This is a genomic window from Fructilactobacillus carniphilus, assembly GCF_024029675.1.
GTDB classification, from domain to species: Bacteria; Bacillota; Bacilli; order Lactobacillales; family Lactobacillaceae; genus Fructilactobacillus; species Fructilactobacillus carniphilus.
Genome location: NZ_CP097121.1, coordinates 394,907 through 419,987 on the forward strand (window position 1 = coordinate 394,907; position 25,081 = coordinate 419,987).

Consider the following 25,081-nt stretch of genomic DNA (forward strand, 5'->3'; position numbering starts at 1 on the left):
GAAGCATCCTTGGCGGGGTGCTTCTTTTGCTAAGAAGGGATAACATGTTATGAAGCTAACGGAAGTTCGCATTACTACCACTAATGAAGCCGCAGAGGCGGTTAGTAACCTACTAATTACAGCCGGAGCTCAAGGAATTCAACTCGATGATCAATTACCGGGCGATCAAGTGGCAGTAATTACGTATATTACTGAGGACCTTAACCCAGCTGCCTTTATCAAACAAGTCGAACAAGGGCTGAGCCACTTTACTGAATATGGGCTAAACGCGGGCGTGGCGACGATTGAGACTCGTCCGGTTGACGAGCAGTGGACGACCGAATGGGAACAATATTACCACGCGGAGCGGATTACTCGTTACCTGACGGTGGTGCCTAACTGGGAAGATTATCAACCTGCTCAGACCGACCAAAAGGTGATTCGTCTTGATCCTGGGATGGCCTTTGGAACGGGAACGCATCCCACGACGAAGATGTCGTTACAAGCGTTAGAAACGATTCTACGTGGGGGAGAAACGCTTTTTGACGTTGGAACCGGTTCGGGAGTGCTCAGCATTGGAGCCCGTTTATTGGGAGCCAAAGCAATCCGAGCGTGGGATAACGATTCCGTGGCAGTGGAATCGGCACAGAAAAATTTAGCGATGAACCCCGGAATGGAAGACATTCAAGTATCACAAAACAGTTTATTAACTGGGATTGACGGTACGGCCGACGTGATTGTCGCTAACATGTTAGCAGAAGTGTTATTGCCACTGATCCCCCAGGTTCCCGCGCACTTGCGTGATCACGGTCAGCTCATTCTTGCCGGGATTTACGTGGATCAGTTACCCAAGATTCAAGCGCAGTTAGATGAGCAACAGTTGACGGTTGAACAAATCATGGCCGTGGACAACTGGCGGGCCGTAATTGCGACAAAGAAAGGACAATAACGTGCAACACTATTTTATGGATCAAGCACTGACGGTGGGGGCTGAAGTTTCGTTGCCCACCGCGATTCAAAAACACTGGTTGCGGGTGTTACGAGCCAAACCGGGAGCCCAAGCGGAATTTGTGGATGATCAGCAGCAGGTTTTCATCGGGGAATTAATGGATGAGAACCAGGGCACCATTAAAATCGTACTGCAAACGGATCACGATGCAGAGCTTCCGATTGCCACCACGATTGCCTGTGGACTACCCAAGAGTGGAAAAGCAGAGTTAATGGTGCAGAAGGCGACGGAAATGGGTGTTGCAGAAATTATTTTTCTACCGACTGAATGGTCAGTAGCTCAGTGGAAGCACAAAGCCGGTAAAAAGGTGGAACGCTTGCAAAAGATTGCGCACAGTGCTGCCGAGCAATCTCACCGAAATCTAGTTCCTAAGGTTCGTTATTTAGACCGGTTCACTGATTTATTGGACGTTCAAGTTGATCAACGAGTGGTAGCTTACGAAGAAGCGGCCAAACGTGGAGAAGTGAGTGAATTGGTGCGGGTCGTGACGAAGATGCAACCAGGTCAACGCTTACTGGCAGTTTTTGGACCGGAGGGCGGTCTGAGCCCGACGGAGGTGAAATGGTTACAGGATCATGCTTTTCACGTGGTGGGCTTAGGCCCCCGGATTCTGCGAACTGAATCGGCACCGTTGTACTTTTTAAGTGCCATGTCTGTACTTTCCGAACTTAAATGATAAAATGTTATTAAAATCAAGTAGATTACGAATGATGCTATTACTAAGTGGGGGTGAAACCGATGGCTAGTCTAAAACAGTGGCAACCGACTGAGATTTTTTCTAAAATTCAGACTGAAATGGATCCGGATCAAGTTGACATGGTTAAACGGGCGTATCAAGTCGCTCGGCATGCTCACGGAACGAATCTACGGGCTTCTGGAGAAAGCTACATTGCCCACTCCACTAACGTAGCCGGTATCTTAGCTGATTTAAACATGGATGCTGTAGCGGTGACCGCCGGCTTTTTGCATGATGTGGTGGAAGATAGCAATGTACAACTGGCAGACGTGCGGGAACAATTTGGGGATGACGTAGCCCTGATTGTGGACGGAGTTACCAAGATTAGTAAAATTAAATATAATTCCAGTCGTGAAGCATTGGCAGAAAATTATCGCAAGTTATTGCTGGTAATGTGTAAAGACATTCGAGTTATGATTGTGAAACTGGCAGATCGGATGGACAATATGGATACATTGGGGGACTTAAACCCTGAGTTTCAGACCCGCTTTGCCAAGGAAACGCTGGACGTTTACGCGCCGATTGCTGATCGCCTTGGGATGGGGACCGTGAAGTGGGAGCTCCAGGATATGGCATTGCGCTACCTGAATCCGGATGCATACTACAAAATTGCCCACTCCATGAAATCCAAGCGCAACGAACGGGAGTCTTACATTCAGGATGCGATTCGCGAGGTTAAAAACGCCATCAAGGACTATCACATTGATGCCGAAATTTACGGGCGGCCCAAGCATCTTTATTCCATCTATAAAAAGATGGTGGACAAGCACAAGAAGTTCGAAGAAATTTATGACCTGTCCGCCATTCGGATCATTGTGGACACGGTGAAGGATTGTTACGCTATTTTGGGAGCAGTTCACGCCAAGTGGCCCCCAATGCCTGGTCGGTTCAAAGACTACATTGCGATGCCCAAACCCAACTTGTACCAGTCATTGCATACGACCGTGATTGGTCCCGAAGGCAAACCCCTGGAAATCCAAATTCGGACCAAAGAAATGCACCGGATTGCGGAATATGGGGTGGCAGCCCACTGGGCTTATAAGCAGGGAGAAACTGATGCAGTTGCCAATGATGAAAATAACATGCAACTGAATTGGTTTAAAAAGATTATTGAAATTCAAGAAGAAACTGATAACGCTTCTGAGTTCATGGATAGCGTGCAAGGAGAGCTTTTCTCTGATCACGTATATGCCTTTACTCCGAACGGAGACGTGCTGGAATTACCTCAGGGCGCGGGTCCATTGGACATGGCGTACTCCATTCACACGCAGGTTGGTCACCGAGCTACAGGAGCGCGGGTCAACGGCAAGATGGTTTCTTTAGATTATCAGATTAAAAATGGGGATATTGTAGAGATCATTACGTCCGCCAATTCAACGGGACCGGGAAAAAACTGGTTGGATTTGGTCCACACTAACAGTGCTAAGCACAAAATTAATCAATTTTTTAAAAAGCAAAACCGCGAAGATAACATCAAAACTGGTTCAGAATTACTCCACAATCAATTAGAAGAAACGGGTTATGGACCCAACGAATTATTAACTACCGAAAATTGGGAGCGAGTTTTAAACGAACTGCACTACCGGTCGGAAGACGATTTATTGGCCGCCCTTGGTTTTGGCGACATCCACGTAGTGGGAGTGGCCAATCGGTTTACCAGTGAGATTCGGGATGAACGGCAACGAGAACGCGAACAACAAGCTGAACAAGAGCTTTTGGAACAACCGCAGACTCTTTCGACGAAAAAAGAAGCACAGGCTCCGCAGGGGAATCGACCAGCGGACAACGTTGCCATCGATGGAATTGACAACGTCTTAGTACGGATTAGCCATTGTTGTTTGCCGCTGCCAGGAGATGAAATCATCGGTTACATTACGAAGGGTCGGGGAATCTCGATTCACCGGGTCGACTGTAATAACTTTAGTCAAGCCGAACCCGGGCGGATCATTGCAGCGCACTGGCGTCAGATAGACGATAATCGAATTAATTACCAATCTAAACTACGATTTGAAGCCGATAACCGGAATGGGGTTTTAAACGACGTGATTAAACGGTTTAGCAATAGTCCGGTTCAATTAACTTCCATTAATGGCCGGGTTCACGACGATACCGGGGTGACCATCGAAGCCATTGTGGAGGTTCACAACGTTGCTCAAGCAGAACGAGTGTTGGATACCGTCAAAATGGTACCGGGGGTTGCCACAGCGACCAGAATTTTGAACTAAAGGAGAGTTTCATGAAGTTAGTGATTCAACGAGTCCAACGAGCAGCAGTTCGCATTGACGAGCAAGAAGTAGGAGCCATTCAAACTGGTTTTTTGATTCTCGTTGGGGCAGAAGCAGGAGATAATCAAGCGACAGTTCAGCACCTGGCGCAGAAGGTTGCCAAGCTCCGGGTATTTGCAGACGAAGCCGGGAAAATGAACTTGAACATCAAGCAGGTAGACGGTGCCGTTTTATCGGTTTCTCAATTTACGTTATTAGCCGACTTACAACACGGGAACCGCCCGTCGTTTAAGCAAGCTGGTGCTCCCGCTGAAGCCGACCATAATTATCAATGTTTTAATGCTGCTTTAGCAGATCAAGGTTTACCCGTGGCTACGGGTGAATTTGGGGCGGACATGCAAGTCGAATTGGTCAATGATGGTCCGGCCACCTTCTTGATGGATTATCAGGAGCCCAACGCATGACAAATTTGATTTGGGACTTTGATGGAACGCTTTTTGATACCTATCCGTACATGGTCAGTGCCTTTACCAAGGCGCTCCAACAAAGCGGGATTGATGAGGTTGAGATTGATGGCGACGAGATTTACCAACAGATGCGAGTTCACTCGCTTAATTCCGCCATCACGAAATTTAGTGCTCGTTTTAATTTAGATTCGGAGCGCTTACTGGCTGATTATCGCCAGTTTGAAGCCTTAGAAATTCAGTTAGCCCAGCCGTTTGCGGGCGCTTCAACAATTTTACAGGCAGTTACAGCTAATGGAGGTCAAAATGGCCTATTAACCCATCGAGATGAACAATCCATCGCGTTATTGGAGCAGTTCAAACTAAAATCCCTGTTCACCGGTTTTGTAACCAGTCAACAGGGATTGGCGCGGAAGCCTGATCCAGCTTCCTTACTCTTTTTAATTAAGCAGCAGCATTTGAATCCCACAGAAACTTTCATGGTAGGGGACCGAAAACTGGACGTTGCAGCTGCACACAACGCGGGAATCCAATCGGTGTTATTCGATCCGGATTATCTCTTAGAGGAGACCGGGAATCCAACGGTGACGATTCATTCGTTAGCAGAGTTACAGCAGTTACTGTAATACGGAAGCACAAATTTGATCAAGAAATGGTCCGTAACTTTCGCCAAAAAGGACGACGTGCATTAAAACGTAGTAGAAGCGATACCAAATGAGTCGTGCTTCAATGCCGGGACGGAACGGATAAACCTGTTGATAGCCTTGGTAAAAGGCATCTGTAAACCCACCAAAAACGGTAGTGACACCGAGGTCAAATTCGCGATCTCCATAATAAACGTCTGGGTCAATCAATACTGGTTGGTGAGCTGCGTTAAACAACGCATTACCGGACCAGAGATCACCATGAAGCAGACTCGGAGTGATTTCATGCTCTGCTTCATATTGTTGCATTTGTTTAATAATTAAAGCTAAGGCCGCAGCTCGTTTTGAGTTCCAGCGGCCTTTTTGTTGGGCTAAATCCGCAAGAGGTTGCAGACGTTGGTTCGCAAAAAAAGTGGTCCAGCTAGTTTGCCACTGGTTATTTTTCGGGAAGCGCCCGAGTTGAAAGTCGTGTTCGAGACCAAAGCGCTCTTCATGTTGCTGGTGGACCTTGGCCACCATTTTCCCTAGCGCTAATTGGTCGCCGGTGCCAATGTCTAACCAGTTTAGCAGTAAAAAGCCATCCGTTCCAATGGTTCCACTGGTAATTACCTGGGGAACGCGCGCCACATCGCCAATCAGGTTTAAGCCTTCAATTTCGTGGGCGAAAAAAGCTTGCCCGCGACCAGGCTGCACCTTTAAAAAATAGCGTTGGTCTTTTTTGGTTACAATTTCATACGCTTCGTTAATGTCACCACCCGAAACGGGGGTTACCGTTTGGATGTTATTAATGGGTAATTGTGCTAACCATTCTGAATTTAACGTTTTCATGAGAACCTCCTAAAATTAATCGTGGTCGTTAACGTATTCCTTAATCCCGGCAGTGATTTCTGCGGCGGCTTGTTTGCGGTAGTTTGGATTTTCAATTCTTTTAAAATCAAGATCATTATTCATATAACCCATCTCTAATAAAACCGCAGGGACAGAATTATCGCGGATGACGAGATAATCGCCCATTTTAACACCTTTATTTTCGAGCCCCAGATGACCCAATTGATTGTTGATGGACTGGGCGAGCTGTTTGGATGCTCCTGGATGGTAATAATAGGTCGTAAAGCCGGTTCCCGAATTGGTCGTGGCCGCAGAGTCAAAATGAAAGCTGACAAAGAGGTTGGCTTGTTGTGCCGCTGCTAAGCGTGGTCGTTGCTTGAGTCCGACCGTCTGATCCTTAGTTCTAGTCATAATGACGTTGGTTCCACTTTTTTGTAGATTACTAGCAACTTGCTGGGCAAGTTTTAAGGTATATTTTTTCTCCGGTTGGTTCGAATTAGCTAGGGCGCCGGAGTCATGACCACCGTGACCAGGATCTAACACAATGGTCGTTTCTGCTAACTTACTAGCCGTTTTGACCTGGGAATGCTTATTTAATAGCCAGTTAGGGACCCAACCAATTTTTTGTTGTTGGTATACCACTTGAGCCCACTGCCGGTTTTTGGTGATGATTTGGACTCGATCACCGCGATTAACGGTCCCAATCGTCTGACTGGTGGGCGTCGGTGCTGCTTTAATGGCGAGTTGGTTAAGGGGCACGGCCACGTTGTTACGTAAAAGCATGGTGCCGATGACTAATCCGGTTCCTAAAATTACCAAAATGGTAACCCAAAAGCCCCGTCGATTTCGTATTTTAAAGTGCATGTTTTTTCCTCACTAAGATTAAAATAATTCCTTAGCTAATATCATATAACTTTTTCAGACTTCTGACAGTAAATCTCAATTAGGTCCTTGACTTTCGGATGGCTTTTGATTAGGGTAAAATCAAGCGTTAGTTCGGTGATAACGAAGAGTATCAAGTAACCATTTTTCAGAAAGCGTTCGGGAGTGGAAGAACGCAATGAAGTGCTTGAAAAGACGCGTTTGGAACTACCTAATGGAAAAATTAAATAGAGTTAAAAGTGATAAAAAAAGGTGGTACCGTGCATTTGCGCCCTTAGAGCAATTTTGCATGGTCTTTTTTATGGAATCAACCGATTAACTCGAAAGGAAGATTATCAGATGAAACGAACTACCTATGCAGGCGACGTGAACGAACGTTACTTAGACCAAACGGTGACGTTAGACGGTTGGATTGCGAAAAAACGCAATCTCGGAAGCTTGATGTTTGTTGATTTACGGGATCGAGCTGGAATTGTACAACTGGTCTTTAACGAAAAAGAAAATCCAGACGCCTTTCAAGTTGCGAGCCAGGCTAAAAATGAATTTGTGATTGAAGTTCAAGGTCAGGTCGTAGCGCGGTCAGAAAAAGAAATCAATCCGGATCTGTACACGGGAAAAGTTGAAGTTCACGTTCAAGCAGCGAAGATTTTGAGTACTTCAAAACCAGTGCCCTTTGAAATTAAGGACGATACTAACGCGACGGATGATTTGCGTTTGAAATATCGGTACCTTGACCTCCGGCGTCCAGTGATGCAACAGGGGATTTTAATCCGGAACCGGATTTTACAGGCAACCCACCGCTATTTAGATCAACAGGGCTTCATTGACATTGAAACGCCAGATTTAACGGCTTCCACACCAGAAGGAGCACGGGATTACCTGGTGCCATCTCGAGTTTACCCGGGTTCATTCTATGCTTTGCCGCAATCACCCCAACAATTTAAGCAAATGTTGATGGGGGCTGGCTTTGACCGTTATTACCAAATTGCTCGTTGTTTCCGGGACGAGGATTTGCGAGGTGATCGCCAACCAGAATTTACGCAAATTGATTTAGAAACTTCGTTTATGAGTGCCAAAGACATTCAAGACATCACCGAAGGTTTAATTAAAGAAGTGATGAAGGATGCCGTGGATTACGACGTTCAACTGCCGTTTGAACGGATCACCTGGCAAGAATCAATGGATCGATTTGGGACTGACCAACCAGATACCCGCTTTGGCATGGAATTAAAGGACGTTTCAGCAATTGTGGCTGGTTCTGACTTTAAGGTTTTTAGTGCTACGATTGAAAACGGGGGACAGGTCAAAGCCATTGCCGTTCCTGGTGGGGCTGCTGCCTACTCTCGCAAAGACATTGATCAATACACAGACTACGTTAAACGCTTTGGAGCCAAAGGATTAGCCTGGTTGAAGGTAACCGACGACGGTTTCTCCGGACCAATTGCGAAGTTCTTCAAGGATGCGGATCAAGCCGCTGCTTTGAAAGAGCAAACGGGAGCTAAGAGCGGAGATTTACTGTTATTTGCGGCTGACCGGGCTAAAGTGGTTGCCGATACCTTAGGTTACTTGCGGGTGGCAATTGCTAAGGAACAAAACATGATTCCAGCCGACAAGTACAACTTCCTGTGGGTCGTTGACTGGCCGCTCTTTGAATACGATGAAGGAGCCCAACGCTGGACGGCTGCACACCATCCGTTTACGATGCCTAACGAAGGGGATGAGCACTACTTAGATGAAGGGGAAGACCCGCATCAAGCTCATGCCCAGAGTTATGACATTATTTTAAACGGTCTTGAACTTGGAGGAGGATCCATCCGGATTCACACGCGCGAATTACAAGAAAAAATGTTTCGGGCCTTAGGTTTTACTACAGAAAGTGCCGAAGCTCAATTTGGCTACTTCCTACGGGCTTTAGACTACGGTTTTCCTCCTCATGGTGGGTTAGCCATTGGCTTAGACCGGTTTGCTCGGTTATTGGCAAAACGGGGTAACATCCGGGATGTCATTGCCTTTCCAAAGAACTCGAAGGCCGTTGATCCATTGACTAATGCTCCGACGCCAGTTTCATCCAAGCAACTGGACGAACTAGGGATTGAAGTCGAAAAACCAACTGATTAACATTGTGAAAAAGAACGTTGCGAATGGTTCGTAACTTCTTTTTTTCGTGTTATACTACTACGTGATAATCACAATAACTTGAAGTAGAGGGTTGCTTATGGACGATGTTCACAAGGTCATTCGCCGGCACCAAATTATTACGAAACTATCAACCGCATTTATCTATGCGACGTTAGTTTCAATTGCCATGAATTTTTTCTGGACGCCTGGACATATTTATTCGTCTGGAATTACCGGATTCGCACAGTTATTAAACACCGTTTCCCAACGGTACATGCCGTTTACGTTATCAACGGCGCTGGCATTGCTGTTACTAAACGTGCCGCTACTACTATTAGCATGGAAACAAATTGGTCATCAGTTTGCGATTTTTACGTTTATTTCGGTCCTATTAGCCAGTTTTATGATTAAGATTTTACACCCGTTAACGTTAACATCCGATCCGTTAATCTGTGCGCTCTTTGGGGGGGCTGTGAATGGTTTTGGAACGGGGCTTGCGTTAAAGAATCAGATTTCAACGGGAGGGTTAGACATCCTGGGAATCGTGATTCAACGAAAAACGGGGCGTTCAATTGGAAACATTAACATTCTCTTTAATTCAATTATCATCATTTCAGCTGGATTTATGTACGGGTGGCCGTATGCGTTTTACTCTGCAATTGGGTTGTTTGTGAATGCGAAGGTCATGGATTTAACCTATACTAGACAACAACGGATGGAAGTCATGATTGTGACGGACTTTCCTAAAACGGTTGTTGATAGTGTGCAAAATCACCTCCGGCGCGGAATTACCATCGTGCACAACGCGGAAGGGGCCTATCATCATGATAAGAAAGCAATTCTCTTTACGGTTATTTCCCGGTACGAGAAAAATGAATTAGATGAAGCCCTGCAGGAAGCTGATCCTAATGCTTTTGCGGTGGCGTTGGATGTAGATGAAGTGTTTGGTCATTTCTACGAGACCAAGCCGAAATAAAAACTGGACAGTAACTTAGAAAGTGACGGAATGAAGAGCAGATGAAAACATTTTATGTTTGGGTAGTGCGGTTCCTTTCCTTATTATTCTATTTAAGACCGAAGAAAAATGTTTATTATTTAATGAGTTACAGTAATAATCTGCATATGATTAAGCGGATTGCAGCGGAACTACCAGCGGGGCAAAAGTTAGTGGTCATCTATAATCCCCGGACGTTGGCTGCGGCTTATGACTTACGGGCCTTTGGACTAAAAACAATTCAGCTGCGGATGAGTATTTCTTTCTTATTCCATCGGATTCCCCAGCTAATGACAGCACGCTTGATTTTTTGTGACAATTATTACGCCCTACTAGCAGGCTTAATTCGTCCCAAAGACAAGACTAAAATCATTCAACTTTGGCATGCCGATGGCACCATTAAATGTTTTGGCTGGGAAGATCCAGGTCAACGACAAAATAGTTGGTTTAAGCGGCGGCGTCACCAGTTAGTTTATGACAAGTTTGATGACTACGTGGTGGCATCTCAAGCAATGGGTGACGTTTTTCAACGGAGCTTTAAACAGTCTGCTAGTAAAATGCAGTACCTAGGAACCCCGCGGTCGGATCGCTTGTTTAGTGACAACTGGTTGCAAACGGTCCGGCAACGAGTTTTAACCGCTGCTCCGGAATTGAAAGACAAACGAGTCATTTTATACGCGCCAACCTATCGGAGTGCCGAACACGTTAATCCCCCGGTAGGGACCATTGAAGCTCTGGCCGCAGATCCAAATGCCGTAGTGGCAGTAAAATTGTACCAAGAAGTTAATCGTGAAAAACTAGAAATGGAACAGTTTAAGCATGCCAATGTGAAAATTTACGATGAATTTACCACTACCGACTTAATGACGTTAGCAGACACGTTAGTGACGGATTATTCTTCGTTTATCTTTGACTTTAGTTTAATGCCTCAAGCTCGCTCGGCCATTTTCTTTATGTATGACTTGAAACACTATGAACAACAACCAGGGGTGCAAAAGGGGTTTGAGAAGTGGTTGCCCACTACCCCAGTTAGAACGGTTGCTGATTTAAAACAGGCGGTCTTGGCGGATCAACCCGTGAACTTTGCTACCTTTAATGACCAATGGAACACCTATAACGATGGAAAAGCGTATAAACGAGTGATTGACAAGTATGTCATTGGTCGTGAGGACGCTGCGGAGGATTATGATGAGTGATGAATTATTACTAGGATCGCACGTGGGCTTAAAAGCTCCGAAAATGTTTTTGGGATCTGCTGAAGAAGCGGCAGGCAATGATGAAACGGCTTTTATGGTGTATACCGGGGCCCCGCAAAATTCACGCCGCAAGCCGTTAGACGAGCTCCAAATTCCGGCGGGTAAGGAATACATGCACAGTCACAATTTACAGGAAGTCGTTGTGCATGCTCCTTATATCATTAACTTAGCCAACACGAAAAAGCCCCATAGTTTTGATTTTGCGGTTGATTTTTTGCGCAAGGAAATTGAACGTTCGGAAGCACTCGGAGCTACGCAGATTGTGTTGCACCCGGGCTCGCACGTGGGGGCGGGAATTGATGCAGGCTTACAACAAATTATCAAGGGTTTAAACCAGGTGATTACTCCAGAGCAAAAGATCCAAATCGCGCTTGAAACGATGGCTGGCAAGGGCACGGAGGTTGGAACGACGTTTGAACAATTGCAGACTATCATTGCTGGGGTTGACCATGATGAAAAACTGTCAGTAACCTTTGACACTTGCCATATGTATGATGCAGGATATGACGTCAAGGATGATTTTGCCGGAGTACTAGCCGAATTTGACCAGGTAATCGGGTTAGACCGGCTCAAGGTGATTCATCTGAACGATGACAAAAATCCCCTTGGTAGTCATAAGGACCGTCATGAAAACATTGGGTTTGGCACGATTGGGTTTACTGCTCTAAACGCCATTGCTCATGATCCAAAATTGGCGACCGTTCCCAAAATTATGGAAACGCCCGCCATTAAGGTAAATGATAAAGTTAAAATTGATCCCCACGGGGCAGAAGTTGCCATGCTTCGTCGGCAAGAATTTGACCCCGAAATGATTGAAAAACTTATTGCTACGGCTGAGTAAATTTAGGTAGGCTTTCTGTGATAATGGAAGCTGTTTCCTCAATTGATTTATCGGCCACTTTAATACACAAACAACCAATTTTTTGATAAAGGTGGTGGGCGTAGTCCAACTCCTTTTTAATATTGTCAGCGTTAGAATAACGGGTGTCGTTTTCAATCCCGTATTCCTTCATTCGTTGGGCGCGAATTTCCTGTAATTTCTCAATTGAATTAGTCAGTCCAAAAACTTTCTTGGGGTTTAGGTCCCAAACCTCTTGGGGTAATTGCAGGTTGGGACCAATTGGGACGTTAGCAACCTTATAACTCTTGTTGGCTAAATACAAAGATAGCGGCGTTTTGGAAGTCCGCGAAACACCAAGGATAACGATATCAGCTCTGGCTAAGTTTTCCGGATGCCGACCGTCATCGTTAGCTACCGTGAATTCGATGGCATCAATTCGTTTGAAGTAGGCGGCGTTGAGGTCATGAACTAAACCAGGAACCGCTGCTGATGATTCGTGGAGGCGTTGTGAAATGATGTCAATCGGTTTTTGAATGCAATCAAAGCTAAAAAGCTGATTTTCCTCGGCAAATTGCGTTACCATATCGCTTAATTCCGAATCGACAAGGGTATGAAAGATGATAGCTTGATTTTCCTTCGCTAACTTTAAAATTCCAGTTAAAATTGATTTAGTTTGAATGAAGGGATACTGGCTAATGTTAGCGTATGCTTCAGGGAATTGAGCGGCCGCCGTTTTTGCAAGGGCGGTCCCGGTTTGACCGCTAGAATCAGAAATGACAAACACGTTGTATGTAGTTTTCATAAAGCAACTCCTTTAAAAAGTGAATTTCTTTTATTATAAACTTCTTTTTGCTTTTAAATGGATCAGAACAAAATCTTAAATTAGCCCGTTGACGTTAAATTTTTCATAATGTATAATTAAGCTTGTCAGATAGACGCTGGCACTATTTAAGCTCGGAGGGAGGGATTTTACATGTCAAAAACCGTTGTTCGTAAGAACGAATCTCTTGAAGATGCTCTTCGTCGCTTTAAACGGACTGTTTCAAAAAGCGGAACTCTCCAGGAATTTCGTAAACGTGAATTTTACGAAAAGCCTAGCGTTAAACGTAAATTAAAATCAGAAGCAGCAAGAAAACGTAACAATAAAAAGAAAAAGCGTCGTAACAACTTCTAAGCAAGTTGCAGCATAAAAAGCACCCCAAAGATGATCTTTGGGGTGCTTTTTATTGGGGTGGTTTTGTTTTTGTTTTGGAAAGCCTTCCGGATATGCTAAAATTTAACTAAAACAAATTTATGAAAACTGATTTAAGGAGATATATTTGATTGATTGAAAATTTTGAATATCAAAAACAATTACCGCTGAACAATCCTAATGATCAAGCAGTGCTTTTTGGAACTCAAGATGCGTTAGTTAAAATTATTGAGGATGAATTGCAAACTTCGATTCGCTATGCCAATGGAATCGTGAAAATCGAAGGTCATGATGAAGCAGACGTGCAGTTGACGCATGATATTTTGTTTAACCTTTTGAAATTGATTCACGCTGGCATTCATCCGACCGAAAGCGATTACGTTTCGGCCGTGAACCTTGGGCGCCAAGGACGAATTAGTTCTCTGCCGGATCTTTATAACCAGGTCTTGATTAAAGATAACAAGGGTAAGCCGGTACGGGTCAAGAACTTTGGACAGCGTCAATATATTCAAGCAATTAATCAACATGACATTACCTTTGGAATTGGTCCTGCCGGAACGGGGAAAACCTATCTCGCCGTGGTGATGGCAGTGGCTGCCCTTAAAAAGGGAAAAGTCGATAAGATTGTTTTGACTAGACCTGCAGTGGAAGCTGGGGAAAGCCTCGGTTTCTTACCGGGGGACTTGAAGGAAAAGGTCGATCCGTACCTGCGGCCGTTGTATGATTCTCTGTATGCCATTTTAGGGAAAGATCATACGGATCGCTTGATTGAGCGAGGTGTGATTGAAATTGCGCCGTTGGCTTACATGCGGGGGCGAACGCTGGAGAATGCCTTTGTGATTTTGGATGAAGCGCAAAATACCACGAATCCCCAGATGAAAATGTTTTTAACCCGGCTGGGCTTTAACTCTAAAATGATTGTCAATGGTGATATTCAACAAATTGATCTGAAGGGAAACGTTGCGAGTGGGTTGGTAACCGCTCCCCACATCCTAGCTAACATTGATGACATTGCGGTGGTTCGAATGACAGCAGCCGATGTGGTGCGAAATCCAGTGGTTGCTAAAATCATTACCGCTTATGAAGCCGAATAAGGAGTACAGATGGATTTAGAAATTTACGATGAGACCAAAGACCAGGTGCCAGCGACGCAGATTGAACTAATTAAAAATTTGTTGGATTATGCGGCTCAGACGTTGGACTTGGCTGACAATACGGAAATGTCAGTGACTTTAGTTAACAACGATCGAATTCAGGAAATTAACCGGGAATACCGCAACGTTGATCGCGCTACTGACGTGATTAGTTTTGCAATTGAAGACAACACGAACGATGAGTTTCCGGTGATCATGGATGATGAGTTGCGGGCAGAGATTCCTGAAAACCTGGGTGATATTTTTGTCAGCATGGACAAGGTTAAAGAGCAGGCAGACTTTTTGGGTCATTCAGAGGATCGGGAACTCGGTTTTTTGGTAGTGCATGGCTTTTTGCATTTGAACGGTTATGATCATATGCAACCAGAAGATGAAGCAGTGATGTTCCCCCTCCAACGAAAGATTTTAGATAACTATGGACTCAAAAAATAAGCGCCAAATTACTAAAAATAAAAATTTTGCACAAGCCTTGGGACATGCGTGGGACGGTTTTTACTTAATTTTCTTTCGGGAACGGAATTTTCGCATTCATCTTGTAGCCATGACACTGGTAATCATTGCCGGGTTAATTTTAGGGGTGAATCGAACCGCTTGGTTATGGTTATTATTGGCTTGTTTTTTGGTTTTAAGTGCTGAAATTTTAAATACCTTGGTGGAATACCTGGTGGATTTAATGGTGGGACCACACTTTGATCCGACCGCTAAAAAAATTAAGGATATCGCAGCCGGTGGCGTGCTCTTTACCGCTGGAACGGCGGCGGTGATTGGCGTCATTGTTTTGTGGCCCTATTTGGGGTCCCTGTTACCAGTTTGAGAGATGAGGAAATGATATGAGTACAGCGTTTAAGTCCGGATTTGTGGCCATTGTAGGTCGTCCCAACGTCGGCAAGTCGACCTTTTTAAACCGCGTGGTGGGGCAAAAGGTGGCCATTATGAGCGATAAGGCCCAAACGACGCGGAATAAAATTCAGGGGATTTATACTACGGATGATAGTCAGGTTGTATTTTTGGACACACCAGGAATTCATAAACCGCAAAATAAATTGGATGAATATATGGATCAGGCGGCGTTGTCTTCGCTTCAAGAAGTAGAAGCCGTGTTATTCATGGTTAGTGCTACGGAAACCCGGGGCGCTGGGGATAATTACATTATCGACCAATTGAAAAAAGTGAAAACTCCGGTGTACTTAATCATTAATAAGATTGATGAAGTGGATCCCAATCAACTCTTACCCATTATGGATACTTACAAGAAGGCCTATCCATGGGCTGAGGTCTTTCCGATTTCTGCCTTAAAGGGAAATAACGTGGATCAACTATTAGATTCCCTCGTTAAAATTCTCCCTGAGGGACCCCAGTACTATCCGGATGATCAGATAACTGATCATCCCGAACGTTTTATTGTTCAAGAGATTATCCGAGAAAAGATTTTAGAGAATACCCGCCAGGAAATTCCGCACTCAGTGGCCGTATACGTTGAATGGATGCGGCCCAATGATGCTGGCAAACTGCAAATTGAAGCTTCCATCATCGTGGAACGAGACGGACAAAAGGGAATTATTGTTGGCAAAGGTGGTCAACGCCTGAAGTACATTAGCGTAGGCGCACGCCGTGAAATTGAAAAGTTACTGGGGACCAAGGTTAATTTAAAGCTCTGGGTCCACGTGCAGTCGGGTTGGCGTGATAAAGCGACGGCCTTAAACAACCTGGGCTACATCTCTAAAAATGACTATTAATCGGTTTCCGGCGCTTAAGGGAGCTTAGTGATGGTTAATACCAGAAGTCGTCCCTTCCATGGGATTTTGTTGTACCGCCAAAATTATCGAGAAAATGATATGCTGGTGAAGTTTTTTACGGCTGAAGCTGGTAAAAAGATGTTTTTTGTCAGGGGAGCGCGGCGACCTAAGTTTAAAATGACGGCTGACATTCTTCCCTTTAGCTACGGAACTTACGATGGTACCTTAAAAAAGCAGGGATTATCCTACATTTCGGCTGCCAAGCAGGTGAAACATTTTACCCAAATTAGTGATGATTTGCTGTTGAATGCGTATGCAACTTACGTAATGGGGCTGATCGATGCTGCCTTTAGCGATGGCGTTGCTGCACCGCACTGGTTTGATCAATTGTTTTACGCATTAAATCTAATTAATAACGGATTTGATCCCGCGATTATTACTAACATCATGGAAGTGCAGTTACTCCCCGTGTTGGGAATTGCTCCGCAACTTAAACGGTGTGCGGTTTGTGGGCGAAAGGCTGTGACCTACGATTATTCTGAACAGCTGGGAGGACTAATTTGTGAGCGCCATTTTGCAGATGATCCCCACCGGTTGCACTTGGAACCCCGGACTATCTACTATTTACAGTTGTTTTCGGTGGTTGACTTACAAAAAATTGGCAAAATTAACGTAAACCAACGGACCAAACAGCAACTGCAACAAGTTTTAGACCAGGTTTATGATAATGAAGTGGGTTTAAACTTAAAGAGCAAAAGGTTTTTGCGGCAGATGAAGCACTGGTCCGTGGGAACGAGTGGTTCTCGTTGACGTTTACGCCGTTGCCATCTATAATATAGTTAACTAAATATTTGACACAGACAAAAGAGAGTGACTGGGATTTTCAAGGCAGCGAAGCCATGATAGTGTGAGATGGCGATTGACCCCAGAAGCTGGCGCTTTTCGAGTCAATGCGTTTCGAGTTGCTGATTAAGTTCAGAAGTAGGGTGGAACCGCGACGATATCGTCCCTATGTAAAAGTTTTTACTTTTACATAGGCTTTTTTATTTGTTTGTGAATAGGAGGAGTCAGCATGACCAAAAAGTTGTCAATGCAAGCAATTGGAACAAAATTAAAGGAATATTGGGGTAAGCAGGGTTGCATGATTATGGATGCCTACGACACGGAAAAAGGGGCCGGAACCATGAGTCCCTTCACTTTTTTGCGGGCAATTGGACCGGAACCATGGAACGTTTGTTACGTAGAACCGTCCAGACGACCAGCCGATGGTCGTTACGGGGAAAACCCGAACCGGCTTTACCAACACCACCAATTTCAAGTGCTGATGAAACCATCTCCTGACAACATTCAAGACCTCTACATTCATTCGTTAGAAGAATTAGGGATTAATCCGTTAGAACATGACATTCGGTTCGTGGAAGACAACTGGGAAAACCCATCCATGGGTTGTGCCGGAGTTGGTTGGGAAGTTTGGCTGGATGGAATGGAAGTTACCCAGTTTACTTATTTCCAAGTAGTGGGTGGTTTACAAATGGATCCCGTGGCCGTTGAAATTACCTACGGAATGGAGCGTCTAGCTTCTTACATTCAAGACGTTAACAACGTCTTTGATTTGGAGTGGTCTGATGGGGTGAAGTATGGTGATATTTTTAAAGAACCAGAATACGAACACTCTAAGTACAGCTTTGAAGAAAGTGATCAGGCCATGTTGCACAACTTGTTTGATGCTTATGAAAAAGAAGCTCAACGCCTCATCAAACTGGGACTGGTTCACCCAGCCTACGATTACGTTTTAAAGTGTAGTCATACCTTCAACCAGTTGGATGCCCGGGGCGCGGTTTCTGTTACCGAACGGGCCGGTTACTTAGCGCGGATTCGGAAGATGGCACACGGCATTGCCCAGGCCTTTGTAGAAGAACGTCGTAAACTAGGTTTCCCGTTAATCAAAGATGAACAGACTCGAGAAGCTGTTCTAGCTAAATATACGCAAAAAAGAGCAGAAAACTTGAAACGCCAAGCAAAACAAAAGGGGGATATCAAATAATGACACGTGATTTTCTACTAGAAATTGGTTTAGAAGAAATGCCGGCGCACGTTGTAACCCCCAGCATTGAGGAATTACAAGCCAAGGTTGCTCAATTTTTAAAGGCCGAACGAATTAGTTATGACCGGATCAAACCATTTTCCACTCCCCGGCGGTTGGCGTTAGAAATTGATGGTCTAGCTTCTAAACAGCCAGACATTGACGAAGAGGTCAAAGGTCCAGCCAAAAAGATTGCTCAAACAGAAGACGGACAATGGAGTAAGGCGGCCATTGGTTTTACCAAGGGACAAGGGGTAACCACTGACGACATTACCTTTAAAAACGTCAAAGGAACCGACTACGTCTTTGTTAATAAACACGTTGCCGGTAAGCCCGCTAGCGAAGTATTGTTGGGCTTGGTAGATGTGATTAAATCCATGAATTTTCCCACCATGATGAAGTGGGGAGCTCATCACTTCCAATTTGTGCGGCCCATTAAGTGGATGGTCGCACTATTAGATGATGAAGTGCTGCCACTAGAAATCGTGGATGTAAAGGCTGGTCGGACCACGCAGGGACACCGTTTCTTAGGTCAACCGGTCGAACTAAAAACTGTCGCTGATTACGAGCCACGCTTAAAAGAACAATTTGTTCTAGTTGATGCTAAGGAACGCAAGCAACGGATTAAAGAACAAATTGCGGCAATTGCGAAGGAACACGATTGGCAAATTCCAGTTGACGACGAACTCTTGGAAGAAGTTAATAACTTAGTTGAATGGCCGACCAGCTTTGCCGGTGACTTTGACGAACGGTTCTTAGCGATTCCTAGGGAAGTATTGATTACTTCGATGCGGGACCACCAACGCTTCTTCTTCGTCGAAGATCAAGCGGGAAACTTGTTACCCCACTTTGTTTCGGTTCGAAACGGGAACGCAGATTACCTAGACAATGTGATTGCCGGAAACGAAAAGGTTCTAGCGGCTCGCTTGTATGATGCCGAGTTCTTCTATCAAGAAGATCAACAACACGACATTGATTATTTTGTGAACAAGTTAAAGGACGTTACTTTCCACGATCAAATTTCTTCAATGTACGATAAGATGCAACGGGTCCAAGTGATTGCCAAACTGATTGGAGAACAAGTCGGCCTAAACGCGACCCAATTAGCTCACCTGCAACGTGCTGCTGAAATTTACAAATTTGACCTAGTGACCGGAATGGTCGGCGAATTTGCCGAATTGCAAGGAATCATGGGCGAAAAGTACGCCCTTTTGCAAGGAGAAGATTCAGAAGTGGCCCAAGCAATTCAGGAACACTACGAACCAATTGCTGCCGACGGTGAATTACCAGCTTCAAAGGTGGGGGCCGTTTTAGCCGTTGCCGATAAATTGGACAGTATCTTAACCTTCTTTGCAGCCGGAATGATTCCGAGTGGTTCCAATGACCCGTATGCCTTACGGCGTCAAGCAACTGGAATCGTGCGGATTGTAACTAAGGAACAATGGACCTTACCAATTTTGCCGTTGCTCCAAATGATTGTGCAAGAAGAACAAGCCGCCGACGTGCTGCCCAAGGTTGATCAAGCTCTGGTGTTTAAGCCAGTGGTCGACTTTTTAAAGGATCGGATTAAGAAAGAGCTAAAGGATGCGGACGTTCGATATGACCTCGTCAATGCAGCCGTAGAGGCCACTAATACGGACATTAATTATAACGAACAGAGCGCGCATGTTTTGCAAACAAATGCGGATCAAGCTGATTTTAAGGCAGTAATTGAATCCTTAACCCGGGTAACGCGAATTGCCACGAAAGCAGATAGCGACGTTGATGCCCAAACCGTAGATCCAAGTCTCTTTGAAAACGACTCAGAGCAGCAATTATACGATGCAGTACAAAAATTACAGGCTGATTTTGTGAGTCGGTCAGCAGAACAAGCCTATGCAGAATTAGCAAAGTTGCAACCGCTGATTGCCACTTACTTTGACGCGACGATGGTTATGAGCGAAAACACCGTGGTGCGGGATAATCGATTAGCACAATTAACGCAGCTATCAGCTCTAATCATGCACTTTGCTGATGTAGAAGCGGTGATGGTGAAATAACCATCATTTTAAAGGATGGTGAATGGCGTGCCTAAGCTTCCAGAAGAATTTGTGGAAAAAGTGCGAACGAGCACTAATATTACTGATGAAGTTAGTAAATACGTCCAGCTAAAAAAGGCCGGCAAGAACCTCTTTGGGCTTTGTCCCTTTCACGAGGAACGGACGCCCTCCTTTTCGGTGAACGAAGAGAAACAAATCTTTCACTGTTTTAGTTGTGGTCGGGGTGGCAACGTTTTTACCTTTTTGATGGATTTGAAGGGGATGTCATTTCCAGAGGCCGTGGAAGCGGTTGCTCAAGATGATGGCATCGAACTACCCACGGCAGTTACCAATGTGGGGGTTAGTGCCCACCAACAAAAACAACAACCGTTAATTGAAGCTCATCAAGCAGCCGCTCAACTGTATCATCACATCCTATTGAATACCAAACTAGGGGAAGCAGCGCGGAACTATCTGGCTGAGCGCCAGGTTAGTGCTGATATGATTGAGCAATTTAACTTGGGATTTGCTCCTGGAGAACAAGTCTTACAGTCTTTTTTTGCAGAACGAAAAACGGACTACCAAACGTTACGAAAGACCGGGTTGTTTATCGAAGACCAGGATGGTAACCTCAAGGATCGGTTTGCGAACCGATTGATGTTTCCCATTAAAAATGCGAATGGAGCGGTCGTGGGCTTTTCCGGTCGGTTGTTACAAGCAAGTGATAGTTTACCTAAGTACCTAAACAGTCCGGAAACGGAGTTGTTCAATAAACGCCGGGTACTCTATAACTACGACGTAGCCCGAAAAGCCGCTCGTAAGTCGCAACGATTGCTTTTGTTGGAAGGGTTCATGGACGTCATTTCGGCAATGCAAGCGGGGATTGATTTTGGCGTGGCCTCCATGGGAACGAGTCTGACTGAGGAACAAATTTACGATTTAAAGCGCGTCACTAGTAACGTGGATATTTGTTATGACGGGGACGTGCCGGGGCAAAAAGCGATTAATCGGGCTGTAAGTTTGTTAGAACAAACAACCCAGTTTAACATCGGCGTAATTCAAATTCCTGGAGGCATGGATCCGGACGAATACCGGAGAAAATACGGCGCTGCCGGGCTCCAAAAAATTGTGAAAACAGGACGCGAACCGGTGATTAAGTTCCGACTGCGCTACTTGCGTTCGCAATTTAACCTCGAACAAGAAACGGACAAAATTGAGTACGCCAAGCAGGCCACGAAACTGATTGCAACTTTAGATAGTTCCGTGGAACGAGGGGTTTATCTCAAGGACTTAGCGACCGATTTGGACTTTGACCAAGCAAGTCTGCAGGAACAGTGTGAACAGGATCGGAAACGGCAACAGCGAACCCCTCAAAGGGTTGAACATTCAGTACCAGATTCTGAGCCGTTGCAACGAGAACAACCGCATTATTCCCGAGTGGAAAATGCTGAACGTCAGTTGTTGACGGCAATGTTGCATGATTCTGACGTCTGGGCCCGAGTGATTAACCAACCAGATTTTAACTTTGTCCACGATGACTACCAACAGTTATATTTATTTGCTCAGGAATTCTTTCGTAAGCATCAAAACTACCAGTCCGCTGAATTTAGCAATTTTGTGGGTGAAGCCCATTTACAGGTGGTTTTAGCCGAATTAGAAATGACGGCAGCCTACGATCACTCTAGCAATCAAGCAGTGTTGGATTGTGTTAAAATAATACAACAAGATGCCCCGTTAACCGCGCAAATTAAAGCAATTAAGCACGAATTTGAAGTGGCCCAACAGACTGGCAACGAATTGCAACAACTAAAGTTGGCCACTGATTTAATCAAACTACAACAGCAATTAGATCAGTTAAAGTCAACTAATGATTAAAATGGGAGGAATCCACATGGCAGAACGAAAAGCACAGAAAAAAGCAGAACTCAAAAAATCCACTCCCGAAGCAAAAAGTAAACACGCTGCTAAACAAGCCGAACTGAAGCAAGAACTAAAAAAAGATTTTGATAAGGACGGCTACCACAAGGTTTACCAGGCCTTGGTGAAAAAATACAAAAAAATTGGCCACATTACCTACACGGTTCTGGAAGAAGAAATGCAGGTTCCGTTTGACTTGAAGAAAAAGCAAATGGACGAGCTGATGGAAAATGTCGAAGACGATGGGATTAGCATCGTTGACGAAAATGGGGAACCAGATCCGCGGGCATTAGATGCGGCTAAAAAAGTGACCCAAAAGGAGCTGAAAAACGCTTCTAGTTCGCAAGGAGTAAAGATTAACGATCCCGTGCGGATGTACCTGAAGGAAATTGGACGGGTACCGTTGCTAACGGCAGATGAAGAAGTACAATTGGCTTTACGGATTGAAGCTGGAGATGAAGAAGCCAAACAAGAGTTGGCCGAAGCTAACTTGCGATTGGTAGTTTCGATTGCTAAACGCTACGTAGGGCGGGGGATGCAGTTCCTGGATCTGATTCAAGAAGGAAACATGGGACTGATGAAGGCCGTTGAAAAGTTTGATTACCGCAAGGGATTCAAATTCTCGACGTACGCCACTTGGTGGATTCGGCAGGCAATTACCCGAGCAATCGCCGATCAAGCACGGACCATTCGAATTCCGGTTCACATGGTGGAAACGATTAACAAGTTAATCCGGGTCCAACGGCAACTCCTGCAAGACTTAGGTCGGGAACCACTTCCAATTGAAATTGGGGCGGAAATGGACATGCCAACTTCGAAAGTTAGAAACATTTTGAAGATTTCGCAAGAACCAGTTTCACTAGAAACGCCGATTGGGGAAGAGGATGATTCGCATCTAGGCGACTTCATCGAAGATAAGGAAGCTACTAGTCCAGAAGATCATGCTTCTTACGAGTTGCTAAAGGAACAATTGGAAGGCGTCCTGGATACGTTGACTGATCGGGAAGAAAACGTACTGCGGTTACGGTTTGGCCTTGATGATGGCCGGACCCGAACTTTGGAAGAAGTCGGAAAGGTTTTTGGTGTTACCCGAGAACGAATTCGGCAAATTGAAGCTAAAGCGCTCAGAAAGTTGCGCCATCCGTCACGGAGCAAGCAACTAAAGGACTTTTTAGATTAACAAAGAAAAAAACAGAGATCCAGTTGGATCCCTGTTTTTTTACCACGGGAGGAAGCATGACAGAACAGCATTTATCAAGACGGTTACAGGCGGTGGCGGAATTAGTGCCTCGGGCAGCTATACTAGCGGACATTGGCTCGGATCATGCGTATTTACCGGCTTATTTACTGCAACAGCAGGTGATTCAAGCAGCCATCGCTGGTGAAGTTCGGCCGGGTCCTTTAGCGAATGCCCAGCGCGAGATTACAAAGCTAGAACTACAATCAGTAATGCAAGCTCGGCTCGGGGATGGTTTGGCGGTGATTGAGCCGGACGACCAGGTTGATGTGATTGTAATCGCTGGGATGGGCGGGGAACTGATTACTGACATTCTAACGGATGGGCAAGCTAAGTTAGCAAACCACCCGGTGCTCGTGTTACAACCAAACGTGGACGAAAACACGGTACGACTGTGGTTAATGCAACATCAGTATCAAATTACCGCGGAACAACTGGTAGAAGATAGTGGTCATTTTTACGAAATGATGCGGGCCGAATTTACTCCGGAACCAGTGACGTTAAGTACGATGGAAATTAACTTTGGTCCTTACTTGTTAGCTGTTAAAAGCTCGACCTTTCAGCAAAAATGGCACTCCCGGTTGCAGAAAAGCCAAGCCATTTTAAGGCAGTTAGAAGCATCACAGAGCCACCCGCAGGCTAAAATTACAGCCATGCGGCAGAAAGTAACAGCCATTCAGGAGGTTCTTAATGACAACCGTTGATGAAATTATTACGCGTTTTGAACGTTTCGCACCCTTATCTCTTAAAGAAGAAGGCGATCCCACAGGATTTCAAATCGGGCGGCGGGATGCTCCCGTGCATAGAATGATGACAACTTTGGACGTGCGACCTGAAGTGGTGGACGAAGCGGTTCAGCGCCACGTAGACTTTATCTTTGCTCATCATCCGGTGATGTTTCGGCCGGCGCGGAACCTAGACTTAGCTAACCCACAAAATGCCATGTATGCGCAACTTTTGAAACATGACATTACCGTCTATGCTGCGCACACCAATTTGGACAATGCTGAGGGCGGCATGAACGACTGGTTGGCGGATGCGCTGGGGTTAGAACAAACAACGGGCTTACTTGATCATACTAATGGATCTGCAATGGGACGGGTGGGTGATTTACCACAACCGATGACCACGACCGAGTTAGCGGAACTTTGTAAAACTCGCTTTAACCTCGCGGGACTCCGAGTGGTCAGCTTTAACCCCGATCAACTGGTCCACCGGGTAGCCATTTTAGGGGGAAGCGGGGGTAAATTTTATCCTGCTGCATTAAAGAAGCAAGCTGACGTGTACATTACGGGTGACTTTTTTTATCACACCGCCCAGGATTTACTGGCTGCGGGCTTACAAGCGATTGATCCGGGTCACCACATCGAAAGTATTTGTAAACCCCGGTTACGGATGTTATTTAACCAATGGAAGGCAGAAGATCAATGGGAGATTGAGGTGTTAGAATCAGACCTCAACACTGATCCCTTCCGCTTTCAATAAAAAACGGTTGGAAGTTTGACTTCCAACCGTTTTTGCATTCAGATTTATGGTTTCATTACAATTTTTAAGGCATTCACACCCACGAGGGCCACAATGGCACCGACAATGGCTACGTCTAGCGCAATCGTGGCATTAAACGGAGTCTGGAGCAGTGCCGAGCCGATGTAACCAATCACTTCGCCATATAGGATTCCCCAGAAGATAGTTGTTAAATTTGTAGCAATTGTGCGCATAATTTCCACCCCTTTTTATTCATTAGTAGTTTATCACTAATTGAGATAAT

General features: G+C 45.2%; 25 protein-coding genes. 21 read left to right on the forward strand and 4 right to left on the reverse strand.

Annotation, left to right across the window (positions count from 1 at the left end):
• Nucleotides 1-49: 49 nt before the first annotated feature.
• The 5 genes from prmA to M3M37_RS02105 all read left to right on the forward strand — a co-directional run bounded on the left by prmA (nt 50) and on the right by M3M37_RS02105 (nt 5,039).
• Nucleotides 50-928 carry a 50S ribosomal protein L11 methyltransferase gene (gene prmA, locus M3M37_RS02085; protein WP_252795510.1) on the forward strand — a complete coding sequence of 293 codons (879 nt, stop codon included), beginning with the start codon at nt 50-52 and terminating at the stop codon, nt 926-928.
• On the forward strand, nt 906-1,664 hold the full coding sequence (locus M3M37_RS02090) for an RsmE family RNA methyltransferase (protein ID WP_338028732.1): 759 nt from the start codon (nt 906-908) through the stop codon (nt 1,662-1,664). Before prmA ends, M3M37_RS02090 begins: the two co-directional genes overlap by 23 nt.
• A 62-nt stretch (nt 1,665-1,726) precedes the next feature.
• Nucleotides 1,727-3,949: a RelA/SpoT family protein gene (locus M3M37_RS02095; protein ID WP_252795511.1), complete on the forward strand. Its 2,223-nt coding sequence runs from the start codon at nt 1,727-1,729 to the stop codon at nt 3,947-3,949.
• Between the two features lie 11 nt (nt 3,950-3,960).
• Nucleotides 3,961-4,413, forward strand: a complete 453-nt coding sequence (dtd, locus tag M3M37_RS02100) for a D-aminoacyl-tRNA deacylase (RefSeq protein WP_252795512.1) — start codon at nt 3,961-3,963, stop codon at nt 4,411-4,413.
• On the forward strand, nt 4,410-5,039 hold the full coding sequence (locus M3M37_RS02105) for an HAD-IA family hydrolase (protein WP_252795513.1): 630 nt from the start codon (nt 4,410-4,412) through the stop codon (nt 5,037-5,039). Before dtd ends, M3M37_RS02105 begins: the two co-directional genes overlap by 4 nt.
• Here the strand turns inward: M3M37_RS02105 and M3M37_RS02110 are convergent.
• A complete protein-coding gene (locus tag M3M37_RS02110; RefSeq protein ID WP_252795514.1) occupies nt 5,031-5,885 on the reverse strand; it encodes a fructosamine kinase family protein in 855 nt (284 codons plus the stop codon). The genes M3M37_RS02105 and M3M37_RS02110 overlap by 9 nt on opposite strands.
• Nucleotides 5,886-5,900: 15 nt before the next feature.
• Nucleotides 5,901-6,749 carry an N-acetylmuramoyl-L-alanine amidase family protein gene (locus M3M37_RS02115; RefSeq protein WP_252795515.1) on the reverse strand — a complete coding sequence of 283 codons (849 nt, stop codon included), beginning with the start codon at nt 6,747-6,749 and terminating at the stop codon, nt 5,901-5,903.
• Between the two features lie 357 nt (nt 6,750-7,106).
• Between M3M37_RS02115 and aspS the strand changes: the two genes are divergently transcribed.
• The 4 genes from aspS (at nt 7,107) to M3M37_RS02135 (ending at nt 11,976) form a co-directional block, all read left to right on the forward strand.
• Nucleotides 7,107-8,885 (forward strand): aspartate--tRNA ligase, encoded by a 1,779-nt coding sequence (gene aspS, locus M3M37_RS02120; protein WP_252795516.1) that lies wholly within the window; start codon nt 7,107-7,109, stop codon nt 8,883-8,885.
• Nucleotides 8,886-8,982: 97 nt separating this feature from the next.
• A complete protein-coding gene (locus M3M37_RS02125; RefSeq protein WP_252795517.1) occupies nt 8,983-9,861 on the forward strand; it encodes a YitT family protein in 879 nt (292 codons plus the stop codon).
• Between the two features lie 41 nt (nt 9,862-9,902).
• The gene (locus M3M37_RS02130) at nt 9,903-11,075 is read left to right on the forward strand and encodes a CDP-glycerol glycerophosphotransferase family protein (RefSeq protein ID WP_252795518.1); all 1,173 of its coding nucleotides are present in this window, start codon (nt 9,903-9,905) and stop codon (nt 11,073-11,075) included.
• Nucleotides 11,065-11,976 (forward strand): deoxyribonuclease IV, encoded by a 912-nt coding sequence (locus M3M37_RS02135; RefSeq protein ID WP_420842972.1) that lies wholly within the window; start codon nt 11,065-11,067, stop codon nt 11,974-11,976. Before M3M37_RS02130 ends, M3M37_RS02135 begins: the two co-directional genes overlap by 11 nt.
• Here M3M37_RS02135 and M3M37_RS02140 read toward each other — a convergent pair.
• Entirely contained in the window at nt 11,963-12,778 is an 816-nt protein-coding gene (locus tag M3M37_RS02140) for a pyruvate, water dikinase regulatory protein (protein WP_252795520.1), read from the reverse strand. The genes M3M37_RS02135 and M3M37_RS02140 overlap by 14 nt on opposite strands.
• 171 nt (nt 12,779-12,949) lie before the next feature.
• Here M3M37_RS02140 and rpsU point away from each other — a divergent pair, with 171 nt between their 5' ends.
• The 12 genes from rpsU to M3M37_RS02200 all read left to right on the forward strand — a co-directional run bounded on the left by rpsU (nt 12,950) and on the right by M3M37_RS02200 (nt 24,798).
• On the forward strand, nt 12,950-13,150 hold the full coding sequence (rpsU, locus tag M3M37_RS02145; protein WP_252750292.1) for a 30S ribosomal protein S21: 201 nt from the start codon (nt 12,950-12,952) through the stop codon (nt 13,148-13,150).
• A 149-nt stretch (nt 13,151-13,299) separates the two neighbouring features.
• Nucleotides 13,300-14,262, forward strand: a complete 963-nt coding sequence (locus tag M3M37_RS02150) for a PhoH family protein (RefSeq protein WP_252795521.1) — start codon at nt 13,300-13,302, stop codon at nt 14,260-14,262.
• 9 nt (nt 14,263-14,271) lie between these two features.
• Nucleotides 14,272-14,754: an rRNA maturation RNase YbeY gene (gene ybeY, locus M3M37_RS02155; RefSeq protein ID WP_252795522.1), complete on the forward strand. Its 483-nt coding sequence runs from the start codon at nt 14,272-14,274 to the stop codon at nt 14,752-14,754.
• Nucleotides 14,738-15,136, forward strand: a complete 399-nt coding sequence (locus M3M37_RS02160; RefSeq protein WP_338028733.1) for a diacylglycerol kinase family protein — start codon at nt 14,738-14,740, stop codon at nt 15,134-15,136. The genes ybeY and M3M37_RS02160 overlap by 17 nt, the downstream gene beginning before the upstream one ends.
• Before the next feature lie 16 nt (nt 15,137-15,152).
• On the forward strand, nt 15,153-16,058 hold the full coding sequence (gene era / locus M3M37_RS02165; protein WP_252795523.1) for a GTPase Era: 906 nt from the start codon (nt 15,153-15,155) through the stop codon (nt 16,056-16,058).
• 30 nt (nt 16,059-16,088) lie between these two features.
• Nucleotides 16,089-16,868 (forward strand): DNA repair protein RecO, encoded by a 780-nt coding sequence (recO, locus tag M3M37_RS02170; protein ID WP_252795524.1) that lies wholly within the window; start codon nt 16,089-16,091, stop codon nt 16,866-16,868.
• Nucleotides 16,869-17,130: 262 nt separating this feature from the next.
• Nucleotides 17,131-18,102, forward strand: coding sequence for a glycine--tRNA ligase subunit alpha (glyQ, locus tag M3M37_RS02175; RefSeq protein ID WP_252795525.1), 972 nt, complete (start codon nt 17,131-17,133; stop codon nt 18,100-18,102).
• A complete protein-coding gene (gene glyS / locus M3M37_RS02180; protein WP_252795526.1) occupies nt 18,102-20,180 on the forward strand; it encodes a glycine--tRNA ligase subunit beta in 2,079 nt (692 codons plus the stop codon). The genes glyQ and glyS overlap by 1 nt, the downstream gene beginning before the upstream one ends.
• Before the next feature lie 27 nt (nt 20,181-20,207).
• Nucleotides 20,208-22,034 carry a DNA primase gene (dnaG, locus tag M3M37_RS02185; protein ID WP_252795527.1) on the forward strand — a complete coding sequence of 609 codons (1,827 nt, stop codon included), beginning with the start codon at nt 20,208-20,210 and terminating at the stop codon, nt 22,032-22,034.
• A 16-nt stretch (nt 22,035-22,050) separates the two neighbouring features.
• Nucleotides 22,051-23,256: an RNA polymerase sigma factor RpoD gene (rpoD, locus tag M3M37_RS02190; protein WP_252795528.1), complete on the forward strand. Its 1,206-nt coding sequence runs from the start codon at nt 22,051-22,053 to the stop codon at nt 23,254-23,256.
• 56 nt (nt 23,257-23,312) lie between these two features.
• Nucleotides 23,313-24,017: a tRNA (adenine(22)-N(1))-methyltransferase gene (locus tag M3M37_RS02195; protein WP_252795529.1), complete on the forward strand. Its 705-nt coding sequence runs from the start codon at nt 23,313-23,315 to the stop codon at nt 24,015-24,017.
• Nucleotides 24,004-24,798: a Nif3-like dinuclear metal center hexameric protein gene (locus M3M37_RS02200; protein WP_252795530.1), complete on the forward strand. Its 795-nt coding sequence runs from the start codon at nt 24,004-24,006 to the stop codon at nt 24,796-24,798. The genes M3M37_RS02195 and M3M37_RS02200 overlap by 14 nt, the downstream gene beginning before the upstream one ends.
• Nucleotides 24,799-24,842: 44 nt before the next feature.
• Here M3M37_RS02200 and M3M37_RS02205 read toward each other — a convergent pair whose 3' ends face one another.
• Complete coding sequence (locus M3M37_RS02205) at nt 24,843-25,031, reverse strand: DUF2929 family protein (RefSeq protein WP_252795531.1); 189 nt, start codon at nt 25,029-25,031, stop codon at nt 24,843-24,845.
• Nucleotides 25,032-25,081: the final 50 nt, after the last annotated feature.